Source organism: Mesorhizobium sp. LCM 4576, assembly GCF_001854815.1.
GTDB lineage: Bacteria > Pseudomonadota > Alphaproteobacteria > Rhizobiales > Rhizobiaceae > Mesorhizobium > Mesorhizobium plurifarium.
Genome location: NZ_MDDT01000011.1, coordinates 78,584 through 97,062 on the forward strand (window position 1 = coordinate 78,584; position 18,479 = coordinate 97,062).

Genomic DNA, 18,479 nt, shown 5'->3' on the forward strand with positions numbered 1-18,479 from the left:
CCTTCTCACTCCGCCCCGAGGCTCAGCGCCTTCTTGCGGTCGGCTTCCGCACGCTGATGGTTGCCCTTAGCCCCCCAGGCTCGGCTTCGCGCGTTGTAAAGGGCAGCAAACTTGGGATCGAGCTTGATAGCCTTGCTAAGATCGGCAATGGCTCCGTCATAATCCGCCGTGGTTGTTCTAATCACTCCTCTGCCAAAGTAGCCATAGACGTTATTGGGATCGAGGCTTAACGCCTTCTCGAAATCGCTATACGCGCCGGCGCCGTCGTGCTGGCCCATCCGTACGAGACCCCGATCGGCGTAGACCTTCGCTTCGGCGGGGGCCAGGCTGATCGCTTTGTCGTAATCAGCAAGAGCTCGGTCGTAGTCCCCCTTCAGGGTGAAGCTCTGAGCGCGGCCGTAATAGCTCGGCGCAAAGCCCGGATCGAGCGCGATCGCCTGTTCGAATTGCGCAATCGCACCGTCATAGTTGCCTTTGTCGTATAGGGCGTTGCCCCTCGTGAAGAATGACTGGGCGCTTTCTGAGCCGCGAGTTTGCGGCGCCTCGTCTGAGGCGGCCGTCTGCCGGTCGCTATGCCTCGCCATCCCGCCCGACGTCTTCGAGGCAAGAGCCTTTTTCTTGGCRGCCATCGCCAATTTACGACCTTGYCGGGCCATGTCGGATTTAGGATCGAGCCTGAGAGCCCGGTCGAGATCGGCGGCGGCGCGATCGAAGTCCCCGATAGAGTACCAGGTGCTGCCACGCCCGAAATAAAGCGGGGCAAAGTCCGGCTTCATTTCGATCGCACGGGTGTAATCGGCGATGGCTTTTTCCGGCTCGCGCTTCTTTGTCAGTATAAGAGCGCGGGCATAATAGGCTGTGATATAGGATGGATCGATCTCAAGCGCTCTGTTGACGTCCGCCAAGGCCCCGTCATAGTCGCCCTGTTGCATGCGCGCCCTGGCGCGCGCCGAATAGGTCGACGGTTCGTTTGGCGCGAGCGCCAGGGCGCGGCTGTACTCAGCTTCAGCGCGGTCGTATTTGCGCTTTGCGTAGAACGCGTCGCCGCGCTTCAACAGCGGCATAGCGGCCCGCAGGTCCGTGCCCTCCGCAGCGCCGGCCTCACCGCTTTCGCCTTTCGCCGCCACCGCCGCCTTGCGGGCGACGGCGTAGTCCCCATTGCCTGGATCGAGCTTGAGCGCCTGGTCGAAATCGGCGATCGCGCCGGAATAGTCCTTGCGGTCGGCGCGAGCCATACCGCGCGCGTAATAGCTGGCGTCGGCCTTGGGATCGATGCCGATCGCCACCGTATAGGCGGCGACCGCGCGTCCCGCGTCGCCCTTGGCGTGCCAGGCCATGCCTTTGCAGTAATGGGCGTCGCGCGCCTTCGGGTCGAGCGTGGCGGCCCGGTCGCAGTCGGCGAGGGCGCCATCGACATCGCCGGATGTCACCTTGGCGAGGCCGCGGCGAGAATAGGCAGGAGCGAAATTGGGGGCGAGTTGAATGACCCTGTCGAAATCGGCGATCGCCTGGCCGTAGTCGCGTGTGGCTGCTCTGGCCCTGCCGCGGCCGAAATAGCCGAAGCGGTTGTCGGGTTCGAGCGCGATCACCACGTCATAGGAGCCGACCGCCTTGTCGTATTTGCCCATGTCCAGCCAGGCATCGCCGCCGAGGATCGCTTGCAGCGCGCGCTGGTCTTTTGTCTCCATCGACTTTGCAGCCAGAGTGTCGTCCGTGGCCGACAAATTCGGATGCGTGGTTTGCGAAGCGGCGCCGGCCTGCTTCGACTGCTCCAGGTCTGGCGCCGGCGCAGCTTTGCCCTCATCGCCGGCAGGCTGCTCCTCACAGCTTCCCGACCGTGCGCGATCCAGTTCGACGGCCCGCCGGCAGTCCGCCGCCGCGCCGGCCTGGTCACCCTTGAGCGTCCTGGCGCGGCTGCGTCCCAGATAGGCGTCGGCATTCTTGGGATCGAGGCTGATCGCCTTGTCGAAATCGAGCAGCGCGCCGTCGACCCCGTATTTCACCAGACGCGCGCCTGCGCGTTCGACCAGTATCTTCGCGGCGGCCTGATCCTGGGCAGACTGGTCCGAAGTTCCCGTTGCCGGAACGGCTTTCTGGCCGGCCATGAGCGCGGCGCAGGCGCCGGCGCGTTTCGGGTCGAGTTCCACGGCGCGCCGGCAGTCGCTCGCGGCAAGGGCATTGTCGCCTTGCGAGGCCGCGGCGACCGCCCGGTCGTAATAGGCCTCGGCATTGTCGGGATCGAGTGAGATGGCATAGCCGAAGGAAGCGATCGCGCCGGGCACGTCGCCGGAGACCTGCTGCTTCAATGCATCCCGGATTTGCGCGGCAGCTTCTTTGGAACGGATCTGCCTGCCGGTGGCCTCCAACTGCTTGGCCAACGAGGCAAGATCCGTGTTGGACGCGGTCTCCGCGGCCACCGCTTCGCCGACATCCAGCCCCGCGTCGCAACTGCCAGTCTTCTTCGGATCGAGCGCGATGGCCTTGCGGCAGTCGGCCGCCGCGCCGGCAGCGTCGCCGCGCCGGGCTCGTATCAGCGAACGGGCGAACCAGGCTCCGGCATCGTTCGGATCAAGTGCGATCACCTGGCCGAAATCGGCAATGGCGCGTTCGTCGTTGCCTTTGCCCGCCCAGGCGACGGCTCGGTAGTAATAGCCGTCGACGTTTCCAGCATCGAGCTCGATCGCCTTGTTGGCGTCGGCGATCGCGCGAACCCACTCCTTCTTGTTGGCCCAGGCGGCGCCGCGTTTGGCATAGGCGTCGGCGCTCCTGGGGTCGATGCCCAGCGCAGTGTCGTAATCGGCAATAGCACGGTCGAATCCGCCCTTGGCGGCGTGGGCGATGCCGCGGTTGACCAAGGCGGTCACGTCCGTCGGATCGATCCGGATCGCCTCGTCATATGCGGCGATCGCCTTTTCCTGCTCGCCCGTCACGGCCAAGGCGGAGCCGAGTTCGGCATGCGCCCTGCCGTTTCCCGGATCAGCCTCGATCGCCTGCTGGAAGTCGAGGATGGCCGCGTCAACCTTACCCTTGCGCAGGAAGGCCGAGCCACGGCTGGAATATGCGTCGCTCGCGGACGGCTCGAGGCTGATCACGATGTTGAAGTCCGCGATCGCGCGGTCGTCGTCGCCCTTGTTGAACCAGTCGGTGCCGCGATTGAAGTAGGCCGAAGTCTGCTTGGGATCGAGCGCGATCACCTCGCCATAATCGGCGATCGCGCCATCCCAGTCTTGCTTGTCGTCCAAGGCCATGGCCCTGAAGAAATAAGCCTTGGCGCGCAAAGAGGATGCCCCCGTGACGTCCTCGGCAATCACGCTGCAAGCTGCAATGYGGCGGTCGRCTGYGGCTTTGGCATCACCGGCGCTTTTTTCATCGCCGAAACAGAGGGCAGGGTCCTTGACAGCAGCGAGCGCCGGTTCRCTCAGCCCGACAAGCACCAGCATCCCCGCCAGGACCATCAGCGGCCCACGCGAAACCTCACCAGCAAGCGCGCGCAAAAACGCGCCGATGCGGCATGACATTGTTGATCCTCCCCCCGGAGTTACCGCGGCTGCTGCCGCGGTCGCTTATATAGTTCTCTTTTTGTTCCTTAATGCAAGCAAAAATTGCAAGGGCTGAATTTATGCGCTTGGCTTGGTTGGACGGAAGGACAGAAAGGGCGGAGGATTGCAGCCTTTGCCGGACGACACCGGACCTGTCCCCTCACATATCGATGATCGACCGTCTCACCCGTCCGATGATGGTGATCGCGCCTTCGAGCTCCGGCGGCGGGATGTCGAGATAGGACGCCGGCTGGAAGGGCGGATTGTCATTGGGGCGGTAGCGCTTGTAGGTGGCGCGGCCGGTTTCGTCGGCGATCACGTAGCAGCCATTGGTCACCAGCCGCTTGTCGCGCAGATTGACGAAGATGATCGAATCCGGCGGCGAGATCTTGTTCATCGACGGACCGTCGACGCGCAGCGCGATCCATTCGCCTTCCTCGAGGTCGGCGGTGGGAATGGTCGGATAGTCGGAGAGGTTGACGACGCTGTCCTGGCTGCCGAGCTCGCCGGCGCTGATCCACGACACGATCGGCACGTCGACGGTGACGGGCGCTGAGGTGAGGCTGACCGGCGCCGCCTCCGCRCCGTCGGCATTGAACAGCAGCCAGCCGGGGTCGACGCCGAACAGCCGGCCGTATTTCTCGGCCGCTTTCCGCGACAGCGGCCGGTTGCCGTTCTCGTGGCTGATCAGCGTATTCTTGTTGATGTCGCGCAAGGCCCGCRCCGCATCGCTGGGCGAGGCATAGCCGGCCTGGGCGCGCGCCTGCTGCAATCTGTGCCGGGAATCCGTCATCGTACAAAATGCCTGAAAATAATCGTCCAAAGTGTACGATTTCGCTTGCGCGCCTTTCGTACATAACGTACGCTTAGCGCATGAATGAGCATCCCGCAAGCATTTCCGCACTGCCCGTGATTCCTGCGCCGCCCACGAGCCTCCCAGAGCTGACAGGCGGCATGAACGCGCGTCCCTCGACGCATCAATTCCAATCGTCCGGACTGTCCTCCTCCCCGGTCCGGGCGCATTCCGGGGCGCTCGCCCCGGATCCGGTCGAACCGCCCGCACCCCGGTTCACCGGAACGGCCGGAGCCGTTCCTCCCCCGGCTCCGGCCGCCAATTCGGGCATAAGCTGCATCCGCACCGAGGACGGCACCGTCATCCTGTTCGACAGGGTGACGGGCCGGGCGGTGTCCGGGCTCACCCGCACCGCCGCCGAGGCAGCGCTCCTTCGCTTGAACGCTCCAGGCGCCGCCTGACGTCAACACTTTTGCCGGCCTGATCACCAAACGGCCTCGCGGCCGAACCCTGGCGCTTGGCCTGAAGCCGGGCGCTTCGCCCCAAGCGCTTCGCAATCATTGGAATGAGACGATGGCAGCCGCCTACACCGAGAAGGAAATCGACGAGATCGCCGCCCTGCTGAAGGAGGGGCTGTCGGCCTCGCGCATCGCCGGCCGCTTCAGCGCGCTRCGCGGCGCTCCGGTCTCGCGCAACGCCATCATCGGCATCGTCCACCGCAACGCCGGCTTGAGCGCCATCGGCTTCGCCAACCCCAAAGGCGGCCGCGCCGGCGGCAGGCCGACGAAAGCCGCGCGGCCGAACCGACCAGGTCGGCGGGGTAGGGCGACGGCTGGAGGGATGACGCTTTCGGAGCCGGCGGCGCTCTCCAGATATGCCGAATTGGTGGAAGGCGCCAGCGCAGAAGCTGCCAATTTCCCCCCTTGCGGGGGAGATGTCCGGCAGGACAGAGGGGGGTGCTGTCCCGCCGACCTATCCGCTTATGACACCCTTACGCAAAAGGACACCGCCAAAGCCCGCACTACCACCACGCCCAAGAAACCCAAAGCCCGCAAACCCGCGCGCACCTTGCCTCCGGCCTGGCTCGCCCCAGGCGAGCGTCAGAAATCCGAAGCGCATCTCTACAAGCTCCCGGCGCCGCCGCCCGCGAAAAACCCCGGCCGCCAGCCGCATGTCGCGGCGATGCGCTTCCTCGACTGTCTGTTCGGCCGCTGTCGCGCGCCGCTCGATCTCGCGCTGCGCGAAGGTGTGGAAGACGATCCCGTCGGCGCGCACCTGGGGCCGGACATGCTCTGCTGCGGCCTGCCGACATCGGCCACGCGCTCCTACTGCGCGCATCACCATGCAAGATTCCACGGCCATCGTAGAGGGTGATCGCGAATAGGGGCAAACGACACCGCTAATCTCCCCAACCGGGAGATCATTCTCTTCCTCGCCTCCTGCCAACCGCCAACGTTGAAAGGGAGAGCCGGCGCCGAAACCGCCAATCTCCCTCGCTCGGGGGAGATGCCCGGCAGGGCAGAAGGGCGCTGTCCCGCCGACCTCTCCAATTACCCACTCGCAAAGGATCACCCATGCCCCGCAAAGCCGCCAAGAGACCGCAGCCGCCAAAGCTTCCCAAGGGCGAGGCCGAGCAGGTGCGCATCCGCCGCGAGGTCGGCCATGACTTTGCGCTGAAGCAGGACGCCTTCGGCCGCCAGCGCCTCACCACTGGTACGGCCGAGGCGCGCCGCGTCTACGAGGTGTCGAACGGCGGCTACACCTCCACCGGCGGCATCGTGCGCCTGCGCAATGTCGACCCGCTCACCGGCATCACCTCGCTCAGCCGCCAGCAGCGCGAGGCCGGAGGACGCTTTCGCGACGATTTCGAGCGCAGCCAGCGCGAAGGCCTGCAGCCRCAATCCTGGAGCGAGCGGGTCGACAGTGGCCGGGTGGGCGGCGGCGTCCCCGACCGCGTGCTCTCAGCCGGCCGAGCGCATGCCCACGCGGTGGYCGCGCTCGCCCATTGGGAGGTGGCGGAGATGGTACGCAAGATTTGCCTCGAAGGCCAGTCGGTGAAGGCGGTCGCCGAGCGCAGCGGCGAGGGGAGGGATGTGGTGGTTAAGCTGCTGAAGGTCGGGCTGGATCTGCTGGCGGTACATTATGGTATGATGGGGAGGCGGACGGGGTGAATATTTAGATTGCTCGTTGATTGCAGGWTAACCGTAAGCCGAGACGGTAGAGGGCGAATTGACACAGCATGTGTATTTGGCTGTGGTCTGGAATTTCTCAGCGAAACGCAATGAGCATCCAATGAAATACCCCGATGGAACCCTTGCTCGACTTGGCGACAAAATCCTTGTCTGGGAAGGGAACGAAGGCGTTGTGGTCTGCTCCATGGATACCGACGAATATTCCGAGGAGTACCCCAGGGAAGTCCTTGGCTATCTGGAACAGGGATTATGGTCACGTCCGAAAAGGCGGGGCTGATCCATTATGTGGAGCCTGAGGAGGAGRTGCGGTTGTTGGAGAGAGGGGCCGGCGAACATCAGGCCGTTTGGCATCTGGAATGGTACGATCGCCAAACCGAACGTCTTGCAGGCGACGAGGAGCTTYAGGGCCTCGCTGACGCGAATGTCAGGCGCGTTCTTGACAGGCCGGCTTCGGACGATCTGGACGGAATGTTTGAATTGAACGCCGGCCTTTCGGAAAGACTCATCGGCGTCGTTGAAATCAAAACTAGCTTTGACTTCGATCGCTATGATTATTTCCTCGGAAAGGTGTCGAAGGCGTTGCCATGATCAGGCAGTCCTTGGCCTATCTCACGGTTGTCCTTGTATCGTTCGTGATCGTGCTGCTCGCCTTCGGACAGGCGATCATGCTTGCTTGGCTGTCTCAGCGCCCGGAGCCAGCCGGAACTAGCATCGCCGCAATTCCGCTTTTGGCTGTTCTTTTCGGTGGGCTGATCGCACCAGTGGTTGAGATCGCGGCTGTCGTGCGTTGGGTTCGTCAGCAGAGTCATGAGCATCGCTGAGCCGCGCAAAGTATCAAATCGCAGAGGTCCGGCGCCGCCCCTCATCCGCCTGCCGGCACCTTCTCCCCGTATAGTGACGTGCGTGCTTTGCGTGACACCGTTTCAGGGGCCTCAAGCGCCTTTCTTTAGCGGCTTCGGTTCGCCGTCAGGCGCGTTCTCCCACCCGAACACGCTCCGCCCGCCCAGCAGATGCGACTGGTCCATCTCGCCCGCCACGATCTCCTTCARGCTCGGCCCCGTCACATAGCGCTCCATGCGCCGTGACTCGCCGTCCAGCCGCCTCAATGCCTCCAACTCTTCACCTCGCCCGAGCTTTGCCTTCCCCACCGCCGATTTCAGCACTGAGATCGTCTCGTCATAGACCTTCAGCGGCACGGGGAAGGGGTGGCGGTCCTTGCCGCCGTGGGCTAGCGAGAAGCGAGCCGGGTCGGAGAAGCGGTAGGGCGCGCCGTGCACCACTTCCGAGACCATGGCCAGCGCCCGCACCGTGCGCGGGCCGACGCCGGGGACCAACAGCAACTCGGGAAAATCCTTCGGGCCGCTTTCGATGGCCGAGGCGATGTTGCCGTGCAGTCGGCGCATGACGATGTCTGACTCGCGCACGTCGTGATGTGCGGGCATGACGAGGTTGGGCAGCAGCGGCTGCGCGGCAGGTTCGGGTTCGGGTTGCGGCTCCAGCAGGGCAAGCTCGGTGAGGATCTTTTCCGGGCTCATCGTCTTCAGAAGCTCGACCTGGCCGCCGCGGGCCTTTTCGGCGCGCCGGTCGGTGAGGTTGACGATCTCGCCTTGCGTCTCGCCCTCGATCGCCGCATGCGGCTGGTCGACGAAGCTCGTCAGCCCCTCCGACAGCCAATGGTAGCGGCGCGCCTGGCGGGCGTCGCCGTTCATGCCTTGCTGCACCACCACCCAGCGCCCGTCATCGGCGACGATGGAGCCGTGCAGGTAGAGATCGTAGCCGTCCTGCAGGGCTGCGCTGTCGACCTTGGCGACGAGCCGGCTGGCGGTGGCCAAAGCATCGCCGTCGAGGCCGACGCGGTCGCCGATAGCCAGCAATTCGCCCGGCGTCTTGCGCGAATGCGCGCCTCGTCCGCCGCAGACATGGATGCCGAGCTCGTTGCTGAGCGGGTTCAGCCCGCGCTTCAGCGCGCCGATGACCGAGGTGGTGATGCCGGACGAATGCCAGTCCATGCCCATCACGGCGCCGAAGGACTGGAACCAGAAGGGATGCGCAAGGCGCCGCAAAAGCTCGTCGCGGCCGTAATGGTGGATGATGGCTTCGCAGAGCACCGCGCCGAGCTTCGTCATGCGCTCGCCCAGCCATTTCGGGACCCGCCCGCCATGCAGCGGCAGGTCGGCGCTGCCGCTTCGCTGCGTCACCTTTTTGTTCTCCTCAGGATTGGCGACTTAGATGGCATTTCGGGTGGGATTTGCAAGGCACACGAACCGCTGATCTCCCCCTCGTGGGGAAGATGCCCGGCAGGCAGAGGGGCGCTGTTCTGCCAGCGCCTCAGCCGCCCCTGCTGCTACCTGCGCCCGTAGAGCCGGTGATGATGCCGGTGGTGGTAGTAATGCCTGTGGTGGTACCGGTGGTGATAGTAATAATATCTGTGGTACCGGTGCGGGTAGCCGACGACATAGCCGGGATAATAGTCGTCGTAGTAATCGTCGTAATACGGGCCGCCGCCATAGTATGGACCGCCGTAGTACGGCAAATAGCCGCCGAAGGGCGCGAAGCCGAAGCCGAAGAACACATGCGAATGCGCGTCAGCCGGCGCGACCGTGGCCGCCRCCGTCGTGATGGCGATTGCAGATGCAAGCAGAAGCTTTTTCATGGCAACCTCCTCCTGAAGGTTCACATTGACAACGCTTTACAAGCCGAAAAGCTGCCAAGTGGCTGTTGGCCTCGCGCGAAAATTACCGGGATGTGAAGTCGCGCCGGCCTCTCGCCGGCGGATGCCGCTAGTTGCAGACGCGCACCTCGCGCGTGAACCTGCGGTCATGGCTGCCGGTTCTCACCGCTTCGATCCGACAATGGCGGCGGGCGTGCACGACGTTCGGCGGGGCGACATAGCTGCTGCCATCGTTGCCGTAGGCCGGGCCGTAACCGGGCCCCTCATCAAGATATGAGCCGCCCCAATAGGAGCCGTAGACCGGGGCTTGGTTGTAGCTGTCGTAAAAATCGCCGAAGGGGCCGTAGTCGAAGTAACTGCCGCCAAGGAATACGTTGCCAGCATTCGCTGGCGCGGCAATGGCAACTGCCGAGGCGAGGGCGATTACCGAGGCAAACAGCAACTTTTTCATGGTAACCTCCTGAAGGTTCATCCATGATAACGTGCGGCGCGCCGAAAAAATTGCGCCGCCACGCACAATCAGCAACATTTGAAGGCTTCGTGAGCGCTCGAAGCGGTCCGCGCACATGCCGCACGATAGCGCGGAGCGAGCGAAAGCCGTTCCGCGCTATTCAACCTGGACGACTTAGTAGCCGCCGTAGCCGTTACCGCACACGCGCACTTCTTCCACCACGCGGTGGTGGTGGCGCCAGTGGGTCACCAGTTCGGTGCGGCAATGATGGCGGCGGTGATGATAGCGCACCACGTAGTCGCCATTGTCGTAGTCGTCATTGTAGACATGGCGATAATAGCGGTGAGGATAGTATCCGCCATAGTCGTTGTAATAGCCGTCATCATAGCSCGGACCGACGCCGATGCCGAGTTGCACGCTGGCCGCGCTGGCCGGCGCGATCGCGAACGCCGAGGCGATGGCGATCATCGAAGCAAGCAGAAGCTTTTTCATCGCTGCCTCCTTGAGGTTCAAGAACGCCCCTTCGACAAAACAACGGTTTCGGGCAATTCGTGTTCCGAAAACCGTCAACTTGCCACCCTTGGACAAGGCACATGCCAGGGCGCCAGACATCTGATCTGGCGCTGCTCGTTCCCCGTAAGGCGATGGCCCCGAATATTATTAGTGCATCTGCAACCGACCAGCCCTCTGCGCGTTGCACGCCGGCGAAATATCTYTGATCATTGCCAGGCAGCAGGGAGGCTCGATGGTGGCGGCCAGTCATCGGAATGGGGTAACGGAGCCGCGGCTGGCGAGCTTGCTCGCCGCTTCCAGGGGGCATCCGCGCACGGCGCTGCCGACCGTCGCGAGCGTCGTTACCGCGGTCGCCGCGCTCTATTTCGGGCGCGAGGTGTTCCTGCCGATCGCCGTTGCGCTGCTCCTGACCTTCGCCATCGCCCCTGTCGTGTCCTGGCTGAAGCGCCTCGGCATCCCGCGCATCGCGGCGGTCATCGCCAGCGTCGCCGGCGCATTTGCCGCGCTGTCGCTGTTCTCCTTCGTCATCGCCACTCAGGTCAGTGATCTCGCGCAGAACATCCCCGTCTATCAGATAAACATCCTGACCAAGGTTCGCGCGCTCAAGGAAAACGGCCTCGGCGGCGGCATCATCTCGCGCCTGAGTGGCGTCATCGAGCGGGTGGGCCAGGAGATCGATCGCCAGGAGCCGCAATTGCCTTCGGCCGCCGAGGCGCCGAAGCGCGATCCGATCCCGGTCGAGGTCGTTTCGCATGAAAAGCCGCTCGAAGTGCTGCAGAACCTTGTCGGCCCGCTRATCAGCCCGCTCAGTTCCGCCGGCCTCGTCGTCATCGTCGTCATCTTCATGCTGATGGAGCGCGAGGACCTGCGCGACCGCTTCATCCGGCTGGTCGGCTATGGCGATCTCCACCGCACCACGCAGGCACTCCAGGATGCCGRCAAACGCGTCGGCCAGTATCTGCTGATGCAGTTGGTGGTGAACGCTATCTATGCCGTGCCCATCACCATAGGGCTCTGGGTGCTGGGCATCCCCAACGCGCTGCTCTGGGGCCTCCTGGCGCTGGCGCTGCGCTTTGTTCCCTATATCGGGCCGATCGTCGGCGCGCTGCTGCCGCTGTTCCTCGCTTTGGCGGTGGCGCCGGGCTGGTCGCTGCTCTTGTGGACAGTCGCACTGTTCGTCGTCGTGGAGCTCATCACCGGCAATGTCATCGAACCTTGGCTCTATGGCTCGCATACCGGGCTCTCGCCTTTGGCCATCATCGTGGCGGCGATCTTCTGGACCTGGCTGTGGGGGCCGATTGGCCTGGTGCTTTCGACGCCGCTCACAGTCTGCCTGGTGGTGCTCGGTCGACACGTGCCRCAATTCGAATTCCTCGATGTGCTGTTCGGCAATGAGCCTGTGCTGGAGCCACATGCAAGGCTCTACCAGCGGCTGCTGGCCGGCGATCCGGAAGAGGCCACCGACCACGCCGAGGAGATGCTGGAAGACAAGTATCTGTTCGAATTCTACAGCAAGGTGGCGATCCCGGCTCTGCTGCTTGGCGAGCAGGACCGCGAGCGCGGCGTCATGGATGCGGAGCAGCGCAGGCAGGTCGCCGACAGTGCTATGACGCTCGTCGCCAACCTTGACGATAGCGCCCAGCAGGAAGCCGAGGAGGAAGAGGATCAGGAGGCCGCCAAGGCGGAGGAAGGCAAAGCTTCCGAAAAGACCGCTGTCGAAAAGACGCCGGACGACAAGTCCGGCGAAGCCGACGAGGAGGAAGTCGATCTGCCGGACGGTTCAGGCATTGCCGTGCTTTGCGCCGGCGGCCGCGGCGAGCTCGACGATGCCGCCGCCGCCATGCTGGCGCAGGTGCTCGAGGTGCAGGGCGCTGAAGCGAGCCGCGCAAGCTTCGCCGACCTCGAAGCCTCGGCGATCCGCCATCTTGATCTCGCGGCCGTCGACTGCGTCGTCATCGGCTTCCTCAACCGTCAGTCCACCAAGCACGGCCGCTTCATGGTGCGCAGGTTGAAGCGCATCAAGCCGAAGCTGCGCGTCGGCATCGTGCTCTGGTCGGAGGTCGGCAATGACGACGCCGAGCGGGCGGCAGAGCTCGCCGCCACCATGAACGCGGACTTCGCCGCCTTCGGCATGGTCGAGGCGGTGACTGGGGCGCTGTCCAAAAGGGCCGCCGTCACGCTGAAACCAGCCCACCGCCGCCGTCAGCCGGCGCGCCGAAAGCAGTTGCAAGCCGCGGAGTGAAGGCGGGGGCGCCAGCCAGTCGGCAGACGGTGCAGAAGAAAATTCGCCAGGCCTACCCCGATCCCGAAAGCCACAGGCCCGCGGGATTAAGACCTGATCCCCGACCGGGGCCAGCGGGAAGATACCGACAATCTGTTCGGAGCAAGACAGATGCCCGTCCCGAAGCGGGACCGGATATTCAACTGCCCGGCGAACGCCTCGGTCATCGCAACCCGTCGCCGCTTTGCATGCCATTGTCGCATCGTCACGTGCAGCCGCTGCCGTCATCGGCTATGCGTCGTCAGCCAATTCCAGCGAACCCAGGAGCATGCGATGACCAGACCCACCATTCTCAAATTCGGCCCCGTCGAACATGCCGATGCCGGCGACCTGCCTGGTTGGGTCGTGGTCGAGGGGTCCCCCACCATGCAGACTGCCGTCCAGCACACCACCGAGGACGGCAAGGTGATGTCCGGCACCTGGCGCGCCTCGCCCGGCACCTACCACGCCACCTACACCGACTATGAATTCGTCCACATGATCGCCGGCCGCATCATCATCACGCCCGACGGCGGCGAGCCGGTCGAGGTCGGCCCCGGCGATGCTTTCGTGGTCGAGGCTGACTTCAAGGGCACCTGGAAAATCCTCGAGCCGGTGACCAAGCATTTCGTCGTTGTGGTGGGGTGAGGGCGCGGCGCCCTTATCTCCCCCACAAGGGAGGAGACAGGAGGCACCCTACCGTCCCACCTTCGAAATCACCCTCTCCTCCATCTCCGGCTCCAGCGATTCCGCGAAGGGCGTCGCCATATGGTGCTGGTCGCGGAAGGCGAGCTTGCCGTCGATGAAGACGTGGCAAATGGTGGCGCTGCAGAAGCGGTCGGTGAGGTCGACGTAAGCTGCGTTGGGGATGCTGTCGACGATGTCGCGCTCCGCCGCCGCCATGGTATCGTTGGCGGCATAGGCCCGCGTCTGGTCGCAGCGCGAGGGCGTTTCATTCCGCCAAAGCGCCCGCGCCACGCAGGTGTCGACATTGGCGTTGTTGAACGGCACGTCGCGGATGAAGGCGACCTTGAGGCCGGCCTGGCTCAGGCTGGTGAGCGTCGAGCGCAGGCCGGCCCGCCAGTCGGCGTCCTGGCTGTCCGTGTCGCCTGCGCGGCCCGCCATCTTGCGCCCGCTGGTCAGCGCCAACTCCGAGATGACCACCAGCGCAGGTTTCGCCTGGATGATCCCGGCGATCGCCTGTTCGCGCCAGCGGTCGCATTCCGCATAGGGGCGCTTGAGCTCGGACGACCAGACGCTGATGCGCGAGGCGCGGCAGGAATTCTTCAGCCAGGTCACCACCCGGTAGCCGTTTTTGCGGCCCGCTTCGATTAGCGGCGTCGACCAATGGTCTGCGTGGGAGTCGCCGAAGAGCGCGATGACACGATGGCCATCGCCGAATACGCAAGGCCTCGGCGTCACCGTCTCGTAGTCCTGCACGCAGCCGGCTTTGGCGCGGGCCGTGGAAGGTTCGGCGGCGCTCGCGGCGATGACGCGCTGTTCCGCATCGAGGTTGTGCACGGCGAGCCTCGCATTGCCATAGGCGGCTGCGACGCCGGTGCCGGTCAGGAGGAGGGCCGGCACCAGCGCCCGCGCCGCATTGGCCATCAGCCAGCCGTTGCGACGGATAGGATTCTCGATGAGGTGGTAGCTGATGGCAGCTAGCGCCAGCGTCAGCGCAAGGCAGGAGAGCCGCTCGGCGGGCGTCAGTTCCGGCGCCAGCATGCCGGCATAGACGATGACCGGCCAATGCCAGAGATAGAGCGAATAGGAGAGCCTGCCGATCCACTGCAAAGGTGGCAGCGCCAGGGCGGCTTTCACCCAATTCCGTCCGGAATTGTGTGAATGAGGAGTGCCGTCCCTGGCGCCGGCCGCTCCCGCCTTGAGCAGAAGAACTGTGCCGGCCACCGGCAGAAGCGCCAGAAAGCCGGGGAAGGGAGCGTCCTCGCTGAAGGTGAGATAAGCGACCCCGATCATCGTCAGGCCGGCCAGGCTTAACGCCCGCCCCAGCAGCAGGCGCTCCTGCAATAGCCGCGCCGGCACCATCGATGCGAGGCCRCCGGCGGCAAATTCCCATGCGCGCAGCGGCGAAAAGTAGAAGGCCCAGGGCTGCGAGACGCTCGTCAGCCAGGCGCAGAGGATGAAGGAAACGAGGCCAACAATGCCGATGGCAACAATGATGGCGCGCTTGCCTGGTTTCATCCACGCGGCCAGCATCAGCAGCGCCGGYCAGGCAAGATAGAATTGCTCCTCGACCGACAGCGACCAGTAGTGGATGAACGGGTTGCTCGTGGCGTCATTGGCGAAATAGTCGAACGACCAGCGGATCAGCCACAGATTGATCATATAGGCCGAGGCGAACATCGCGCCCTTGGAATAGAGCGCCTGCTCCTCCGGCGACAGGATGATCGCGCCCGCGGCAAGCGTTGCGGCGATGACGAAAAGTGCCGCCGGCAACAGGCGCCGCGCGCGCCGGGCATAGAAACGCAACAGATCAAGTCGGYCGGTGTCGGAGATCTCGGCGACCAGATGGCGGGTGATCAKATAACCCGAGATGACGAAGAAGATGTCGACCCCCGCAAAGCCGCCGGGCAGCGCGGTCAGGCCGAAGTGGAAAGCGATGACGCCCGCCACGGCCAGCGCCCGCAACCCTTCGATATCGGGMCGGAAATCCTGCGCTGATGCTGACACGAATACGAACCTCGCAATAGTCGTTCGTATCCCGCCTGCGGTAAAGCCTCGGCCCTTTGGGACGATATCGCAATGCAACAAATCTAACGCGGTGCAACATAAGGGGAGGTAGCGCCATATCTCCCCTTTGTGGGCGAGAAAGCGATTTCAACACCTTAGCGAAGCTTGAGTGTCAGAAATGCAAAAGAGGGGAAAAGCGTCGACGAGGAAAGTTAGCGCTTTACAAGAAAGCAGCGGCGGCGCCTTACGAAATCCCCTCTCTTGCATTTTCCAAGCACTTGCTCGGGGACAAGCCGCTCGCAAATGCAATGCTAGATAGCCCATCGCAGAGCCTCGGCCCGCTATCAGRCCTTCTTCAGGAACTCCGTCTTCAGCACCAGACCCTTGACCTGCTTGGTGTTGCATTCGATCTCGCCGGGATTGCCGTTTAGCCGGATGTTCTTCACCAGCGTGCCGCGCTTGATCGTTTCCGATGTGCCCTTGACCTTGAGGTCCTTGATGAGGGTCACGGAGTCGCCATCCTTCAGCGGCGTGCCGTTGCTGTCTTTTACGATAGGGTCGGTCATGGCGGGTCTTTTATTGGTTGGATGGCCTGCCCGCGTATCGCGCCGACCACGGCCTGGTCAAGCGGGCTGGAAATCTTGGGGGAGGCTCACTGCCCAAGCATCACCTCGGCCTCGATCTCGACCGGGAAATTCAAAGGGAGGGCGGCGACGCCGATGGCCGTGCGGGCATGGCGGCCGATTTCCGGTCCGAAGACTTCGAGGATGRGGTCCGAAAAGCCGTTCATCACCGCCGGCGTTTCGGTGAAGCGCAAAGCCGAATTGACCATGCCGTGCACGCGGCACCAGCCGGTGATCCGGTCAAGGCTGCCGAGCTCGCGTTTCAGGCTGCCGAGCATCGACAGTCCTACCTTGCGGGCCGATGCCCGCGCTTCTTCCAGCGACACGCTCTCGCCGACGGCGCCGAACGGCCCGGCGAGCGAGCCATCCGGTTCCTGCGGTCCGTGGCCGGAGATATAGGCGCGGTCGCCGCGCACGTTCACCCAGGGAAAGGGAAGCTCCATGCGCGGCGGCAGTTTCAGCGGCGGCGGCAGCACGATGCCGAGCGCGGCAAGCTTCTCGTCGGCACCCGGCATGGCATGGTCCTTCTCGCACAGCGCCATTGCGGCACCGAGGCCGAGCTTTCCGGTTCGCGGGGCGTTCGTCAAGAATGGCTTTTGCTCTGAAGAAGAATGATCGGGGGAGTGGTTGGCTGGAAGCCTAAAGCAGGTCGCGTGAAAAAGGATCACGCGACCTGCTTTAAGTTTTTGATTTTAAGCATGTCTCTGTCCCGAAACCGGGCCCGCTTTCGGGAGACATGCTTTAGCCCGCGCGGACCGTGGTCCTGCGATCCGCGCGGGCGGGCGCCGCCCCGCCGGCGGCGCCAACCCCCAGCCCTCAGGCTGGCCGGGGCGGCTGTTGGTCCGGCCGTCCGGCCGCTGCTTCTCCCTCGCCGATCCGGGATGGTGAACCGGCTATGGGTCCCCCAGAATGGCTACCTTTTGTCTTACGCGGCTCCGGACCAAAACCGCCGCGCACGGCTTCCGGGATTGGTTTAGAAATGAAGGTCCAGCGGCTGCGGATAGGCTTGGCCTGGTTCGGCGTCCTTCGACTGCAGGCCCGCCGAAGGCACGATGCCGCCAGTGGCCGTCTGATCGAGCAGCGGCCGGCTCTTCTCAGTGCCGGTCTTTGCCTCGGTCGGGGGAATTTTCGTTTTGGCTTCGGCGGTTTGCGACAACGCAAGCGCCATAACAAGCGCGGATAAAATGAGTTTCATGACAGCTCCCCTGTATTCATCCCGAAACGACCGTAGCGCTGCCTGTCCGCCCGCAAAGATCGCGTGCGCGGAACATCGTGGAATTCTCTGGAATTCCAGGAACATTAGCATATGGAAGTAGGATAAATGGAATGGAGGCCATTTGCCGGCATGCTAACCGGGATCATTGGAGAAGCTCGGTGATTCCAGCCGGAACGCCGAAGACTTAGGCGGCGAAAACATCGGGGCTAAGTGCATGGCGCAGCACATCGCGCAAAAACTGAGGCTGACGTCGGCCTTGCTGGGAACGGTGACCCGCAAGGATCTGGCGGCGGCGTTCCGCGCCGTCAATCCGAACACCGCGTTCGATCTCGGCCGCGCCGACAAATGGCTGCAGGGCCGGGCGCGCCCGCGCCAGATCAGCGTCTACGACGACTGGGCGAGGTTGCTTGAGCTGGAACAGCCCGGCGCCTGGATCGCCGAGAGCGAGCTGCCGGCCTTCATCGCCGCGATCGTGGCCCGCCACGGCATCGACAGTGCCGAACTGGAGCGCCGCGCCGGCATGCAGTTCGATGCATCCGGGCATGATGAGCGTAGCCTCGGCTCCGGGCTTGCCGGGGCCTATGCCTGTTATTCGCGCGCCTGGTCGCCCTATTACCGCGGCCGGATGATCAAGGGCCGCCTGTCGATCGAAGCGGGGCCGGGCGCGCATGGGCTGACGGCCACCTATGGCGAGACCTTGCCGACCGGACATTTGCAACTCGTCGGCCCGGTGATGCCAGCGAAGCGCGGCCTCTATCTGCATCTCAAGGATGTCGGCGGCGACACGCAGTTCTTCCTATGCCTGTTCCCGCAGACACAGCCGGTCAGTGTGCTCGGYGGCTATATGTGCGGCTCCGCCGTCATCGGCCCCGAAGCGCAGCCCTCGCTGACCCGGATCCTGCTGGTGCGGCTGCGCGATGCGGCATCAGGTGCCGGAACATGGGGCGGGTACCTGCCGCCCGGCGGTTCGATCGCTGCAGACCTGGCGAGCCTCGGGATCGACCTGGAACATCCGGAAGCGGTCGATCGCCAGCTTGACAAATTCCTCGACGCCTACAGCGACGACGGCGCCATCCAGATCCCGCCGGCCGAATTCCGCGCCGTCCTCGAGCTGTTCGACCGCCACTGGCTGCAGCACGCCGGTTAACCACCGCACTGACCGGGGCCGTGCCGGATGTTGCTTGCCAGCTACGATCCGAATGCTTTCGGGTTGCAGTCAGCCTTCATCGCACGCCAAACGCAAATATTCTTTGACGGGATTGAGCTCGCGCTGCGTGTTGCGGGCGCGAAACTGGGGCAAGAGGGGTTATCCAGAGGAAGACTTACCGGAAGCCGGTGCTGTCGAAGCGCGAGAAGCTGTCGGGCGTCGTGGCAATCCGGGTCTCAGGCCCGGTCTGACGCTCTAAGCGCGTCGCAATCTTTCAGATTCGCTTCATGCGCTTCAGGTTTTTGATTTTACGCATGTCTTCATCCCGGTTCCCACTTTCGGGAGACATGCTTTAGCCTCCCAATTGGCTGGCGCGCCGTTCG

17 protein-coding genes are annotated in these 18,479 nt (G+C 64.0%); 7 read left to right on the forward strand and 10 right to left on the reverse strand.

The features are described from left to right. Positions 1–5 precede the first annotated feature (5 nt). Positions 6–3,248 carry a tetratricopeptide repeat protein gene (locus tag LCM4576_RS05260; protein WP_244510663.1) on the reverse strand — a complete coding sequence of 1,081 codons (3,243 nt, stop codon included), beginning with the start codon at positions 3,246–3,248 and terminating at the stop codon, positions 6–8. Between the two features lie 451 nt (positions 3,249–3,699). Beyond that, positions 3,700–4,332, reverse strand: a complete 633-nt coding sequence (locus tag LCM4576_RS05265; protein WP_071030865.1) for a S24 family peptidase — start codon at positions 4,330–4,332, stop codon at positions 3,700–3,702. A gap of 573 nt (positions 4,333–4,905) precedes the next feature. Between LCM4576_RS05265 and LCM4576_RS05275 the strand changes: the two genes are divergently transcribed. The 4 genes from LCM4576_RS05275 (at position 4,906) to LCM4576_RS05285 (ending at position 7,345) form a co-directional block, all read left to right on the forward strand. Continuing rightward, entirely contained in the window at positions 4,906–5,706 is an 801-nt protein-coding gene (locus tag LCM4576_RS05275) for a GcrA family cell cycle regulator (RefSeq protein WP_071030866.1), read from the forward strand. Between the two features lie 200 nt (positions 5,707–5,906). Then, entirely contained in the window at positions 5,907–6,503 is a 597-nt protein-coding gene (locus LCM4576_RS05280; RefSeq protein ID WP_071030867.1) for a DUF6456 domain-containing protein, read from the forward strand. 270 nt (positions 6,504–6,773) lie between these two features. Beyond that, positions 6,774–7,112 carry a hypothetical protein gene (locus LCM4576_RS36245; protein WP_131803217.1) on the forward strand — a complete coding sequence of 113 codons (339 nt, stop codon included), beginning with the start codon at positions 6,774–6,776 and terminating at the stop codon, positions 7,110–7,112. Next, on the forward strand, positions 7,109–7,345 hold the full coding sequence (locus LCM4576_RS05285) for a hypothetical protein (protein ID WP_071030868.1): 237 nt from the start codon (positions 7,109–7,111) through the stop codon (positions 7,343–7,345). Before LCM4576_RS36245 ends, LCM4576_RS05285 begins: the two co-directional genes overlap by 4 nt. A 111-nt stretch (positions 7,346–7,456) precedes the next feature. Here LCM4576_RS05285 and LCM4576_RS05290 read toward each other — a convergent pair whose 3' ends face one another. From LCM4576_RS05290 to LCM4576_RS05305, 4 genes are all read right to left on the reverse strand, one after another. After that, entirely contained in the window at positions 7,457–8,722 is a 1,266-nt protein-coding gene (locus LCM4576_RS05290; protein ID WP_071030869.1) for a DUF763 domain-containing protein, read from the reverse strand. Positions 8,723–8,868: 146 nt separating this feature from the next. After that, positions 8,869–9,177: a hypothetical protein gene (locus tag LCM4576_RS05295; RefSeq protein ID WP_071030991.1), complete on the reverse strand. Its 309-nt coding sequence runs from the start codon at positions 9,175–9,177 to the stop codon at positions 8,869–8,871. Between the two features lie 127 nt (positions 9,178–9,304). Continuing rightward, a complete protein-coding gene (locus tag LCM4576_RS05300) occupies positions 9,305–9,724 on the reverse strand; it encodes a hypothetical protein (protein WP_131803218.1) in 420 nt (139 codons plus the stop codon). Between the two features lie 96 nt (positions 9,725–9,820). Then, the gene (locus LCM4576_RS05305) at positions 9,821–10,138 is read right to left on the reverse strand and encodes a hypothetical protein (protein ID WP_071030993.1); all 318 of its coding nucleotides are present in this window, start codon (positions 10,136–10,138) and stop codon (positions 9,821–9,823) included. A gap of 253 nt (positions 10,139–10,391) precedes the next feature. Between LCM4576_RS05305 and LCM4576_RS05310 the strand changes: the two genes are divergently transcribed. Next, positions 10,392–12,401 carry an AI-2E family transporter gene (locus LCM4576_RS05310; RefSeq protein ID WP_083361320.1) on the forward strand — a complete coding sequence of 670 codons (2,010 nt, stop codon included), beginning with the start codon at positions 10,392–10,394 and terminating at the stop codon, positions 12,399–12,401. Positions 12,402–12,713: 312 nt separating this feature from the next. Continuing rightward, entirely contained in the window at positions 12,714–13,067 is a 354-nt protein-coding gene (locus LCM4576_RS05315; protein WP_040981000.1) for a cupin domain-containing protein, read from the forward strand. Positions 13,068–13,115: 48 nt separating this feature from the next. On the opposite strand, the gene LCM4576_RS05320 is transcribed toward LCM4576_RS05315, so the two are convergent. The 4 genes from LCM4576_RS05320 to LCM4576_RS05335 form a co-directional block, all read right to left on the reverse strand. Continuing rightward, entirely contained in the window at positions 13,116–15,110 is a 1,995-nt protein-coding gene (locus LCM4576_RS05320) for an acyltransferase family protein (protein ID WP_071030871.1), read from the reverse strand. Positions 15,111–15,454: 344 nt separating this feature from the next. Next, on the reverse strand, positions 15,455–15,676 hold the full coding sequence (locus LCM4576_RS05325; protein ID WP_071030872.1) for an alkylphosphonate utilization protein: 222 nt from the start codon (positions 15,674–15,676) through the stop codon (positions 15,455–15,457). Positions 15,677–15,762: 86 nt separating this feature from the next. Beyond that, positions 15,763–16,320, reverse strand: coding sequence for a RidA family protein (locus LCM4576_RS05330; RefSeq protein WP_407067359.1), 558 nt, complete (start codon positions 16,318–16,320; stop codon positions 15,763–15,765). A gap of 386 nt (positions 16,321–16,706) precedes the next feature. Beyond that, on the reverse strand, positions 16,707–16,928 hold the full coding sequence (locus LCM4576_RS05335) for a hypothetical protein (protein ID WP_040980562.1): 222 nt from the start codon (positions 16,926–16,928) through the stop codon (positions 16,707–16,709). A 235-nt stretch (positions 16,929–17,163) separates the two neighbouring features. On the opposite strand from LCM4576_RS05335, the gene LCM4576_RS05340 reads away from it, so the two are divergent. Next, positions 17,164–18,096, forward strand: a complete 933-nt coding sequence (locus tag LCM4576_RS05340) for a hypothetical protein (protein ID WP_041009426.1) — start codon at positions 17,164–17,166, stop codon at positions 18,094–18,096. Positions 18,097–18,479 lie beyond the last annotated feature (383 nt).

Coding starts and splice junctions, on each gene's coding strand:
- LCM4576_RS05335 (WP_040980562.1), bottom strand. CDS start 16,928: ATGAAACTCATTTTATCCGCGCTTGTTATGGCGCTTGCGTTGTCGCAA.
- LCM4576_RS05285 (WP_071030868.1), top strand. CDS start 7,109: ATGATCAGGCAGTCCTTGGCCTATCTCACGGTTGTCCTTGTATCGTTC.
- LCM4576_RS05300 (WP_131803218.1), bottom strand. CDS start 9,724: ATGTTGCTGATTGTGCGTGGCGGCGCAATTTTTTCGGCGCGCCGCACG.
- LCM4576_RS05315 (WP_040981000.1), top strand. CDS start 12,714: ATGACCAGACCCACCATTCTCAAATTCGGCCCCGTCGAACATGCCGAT.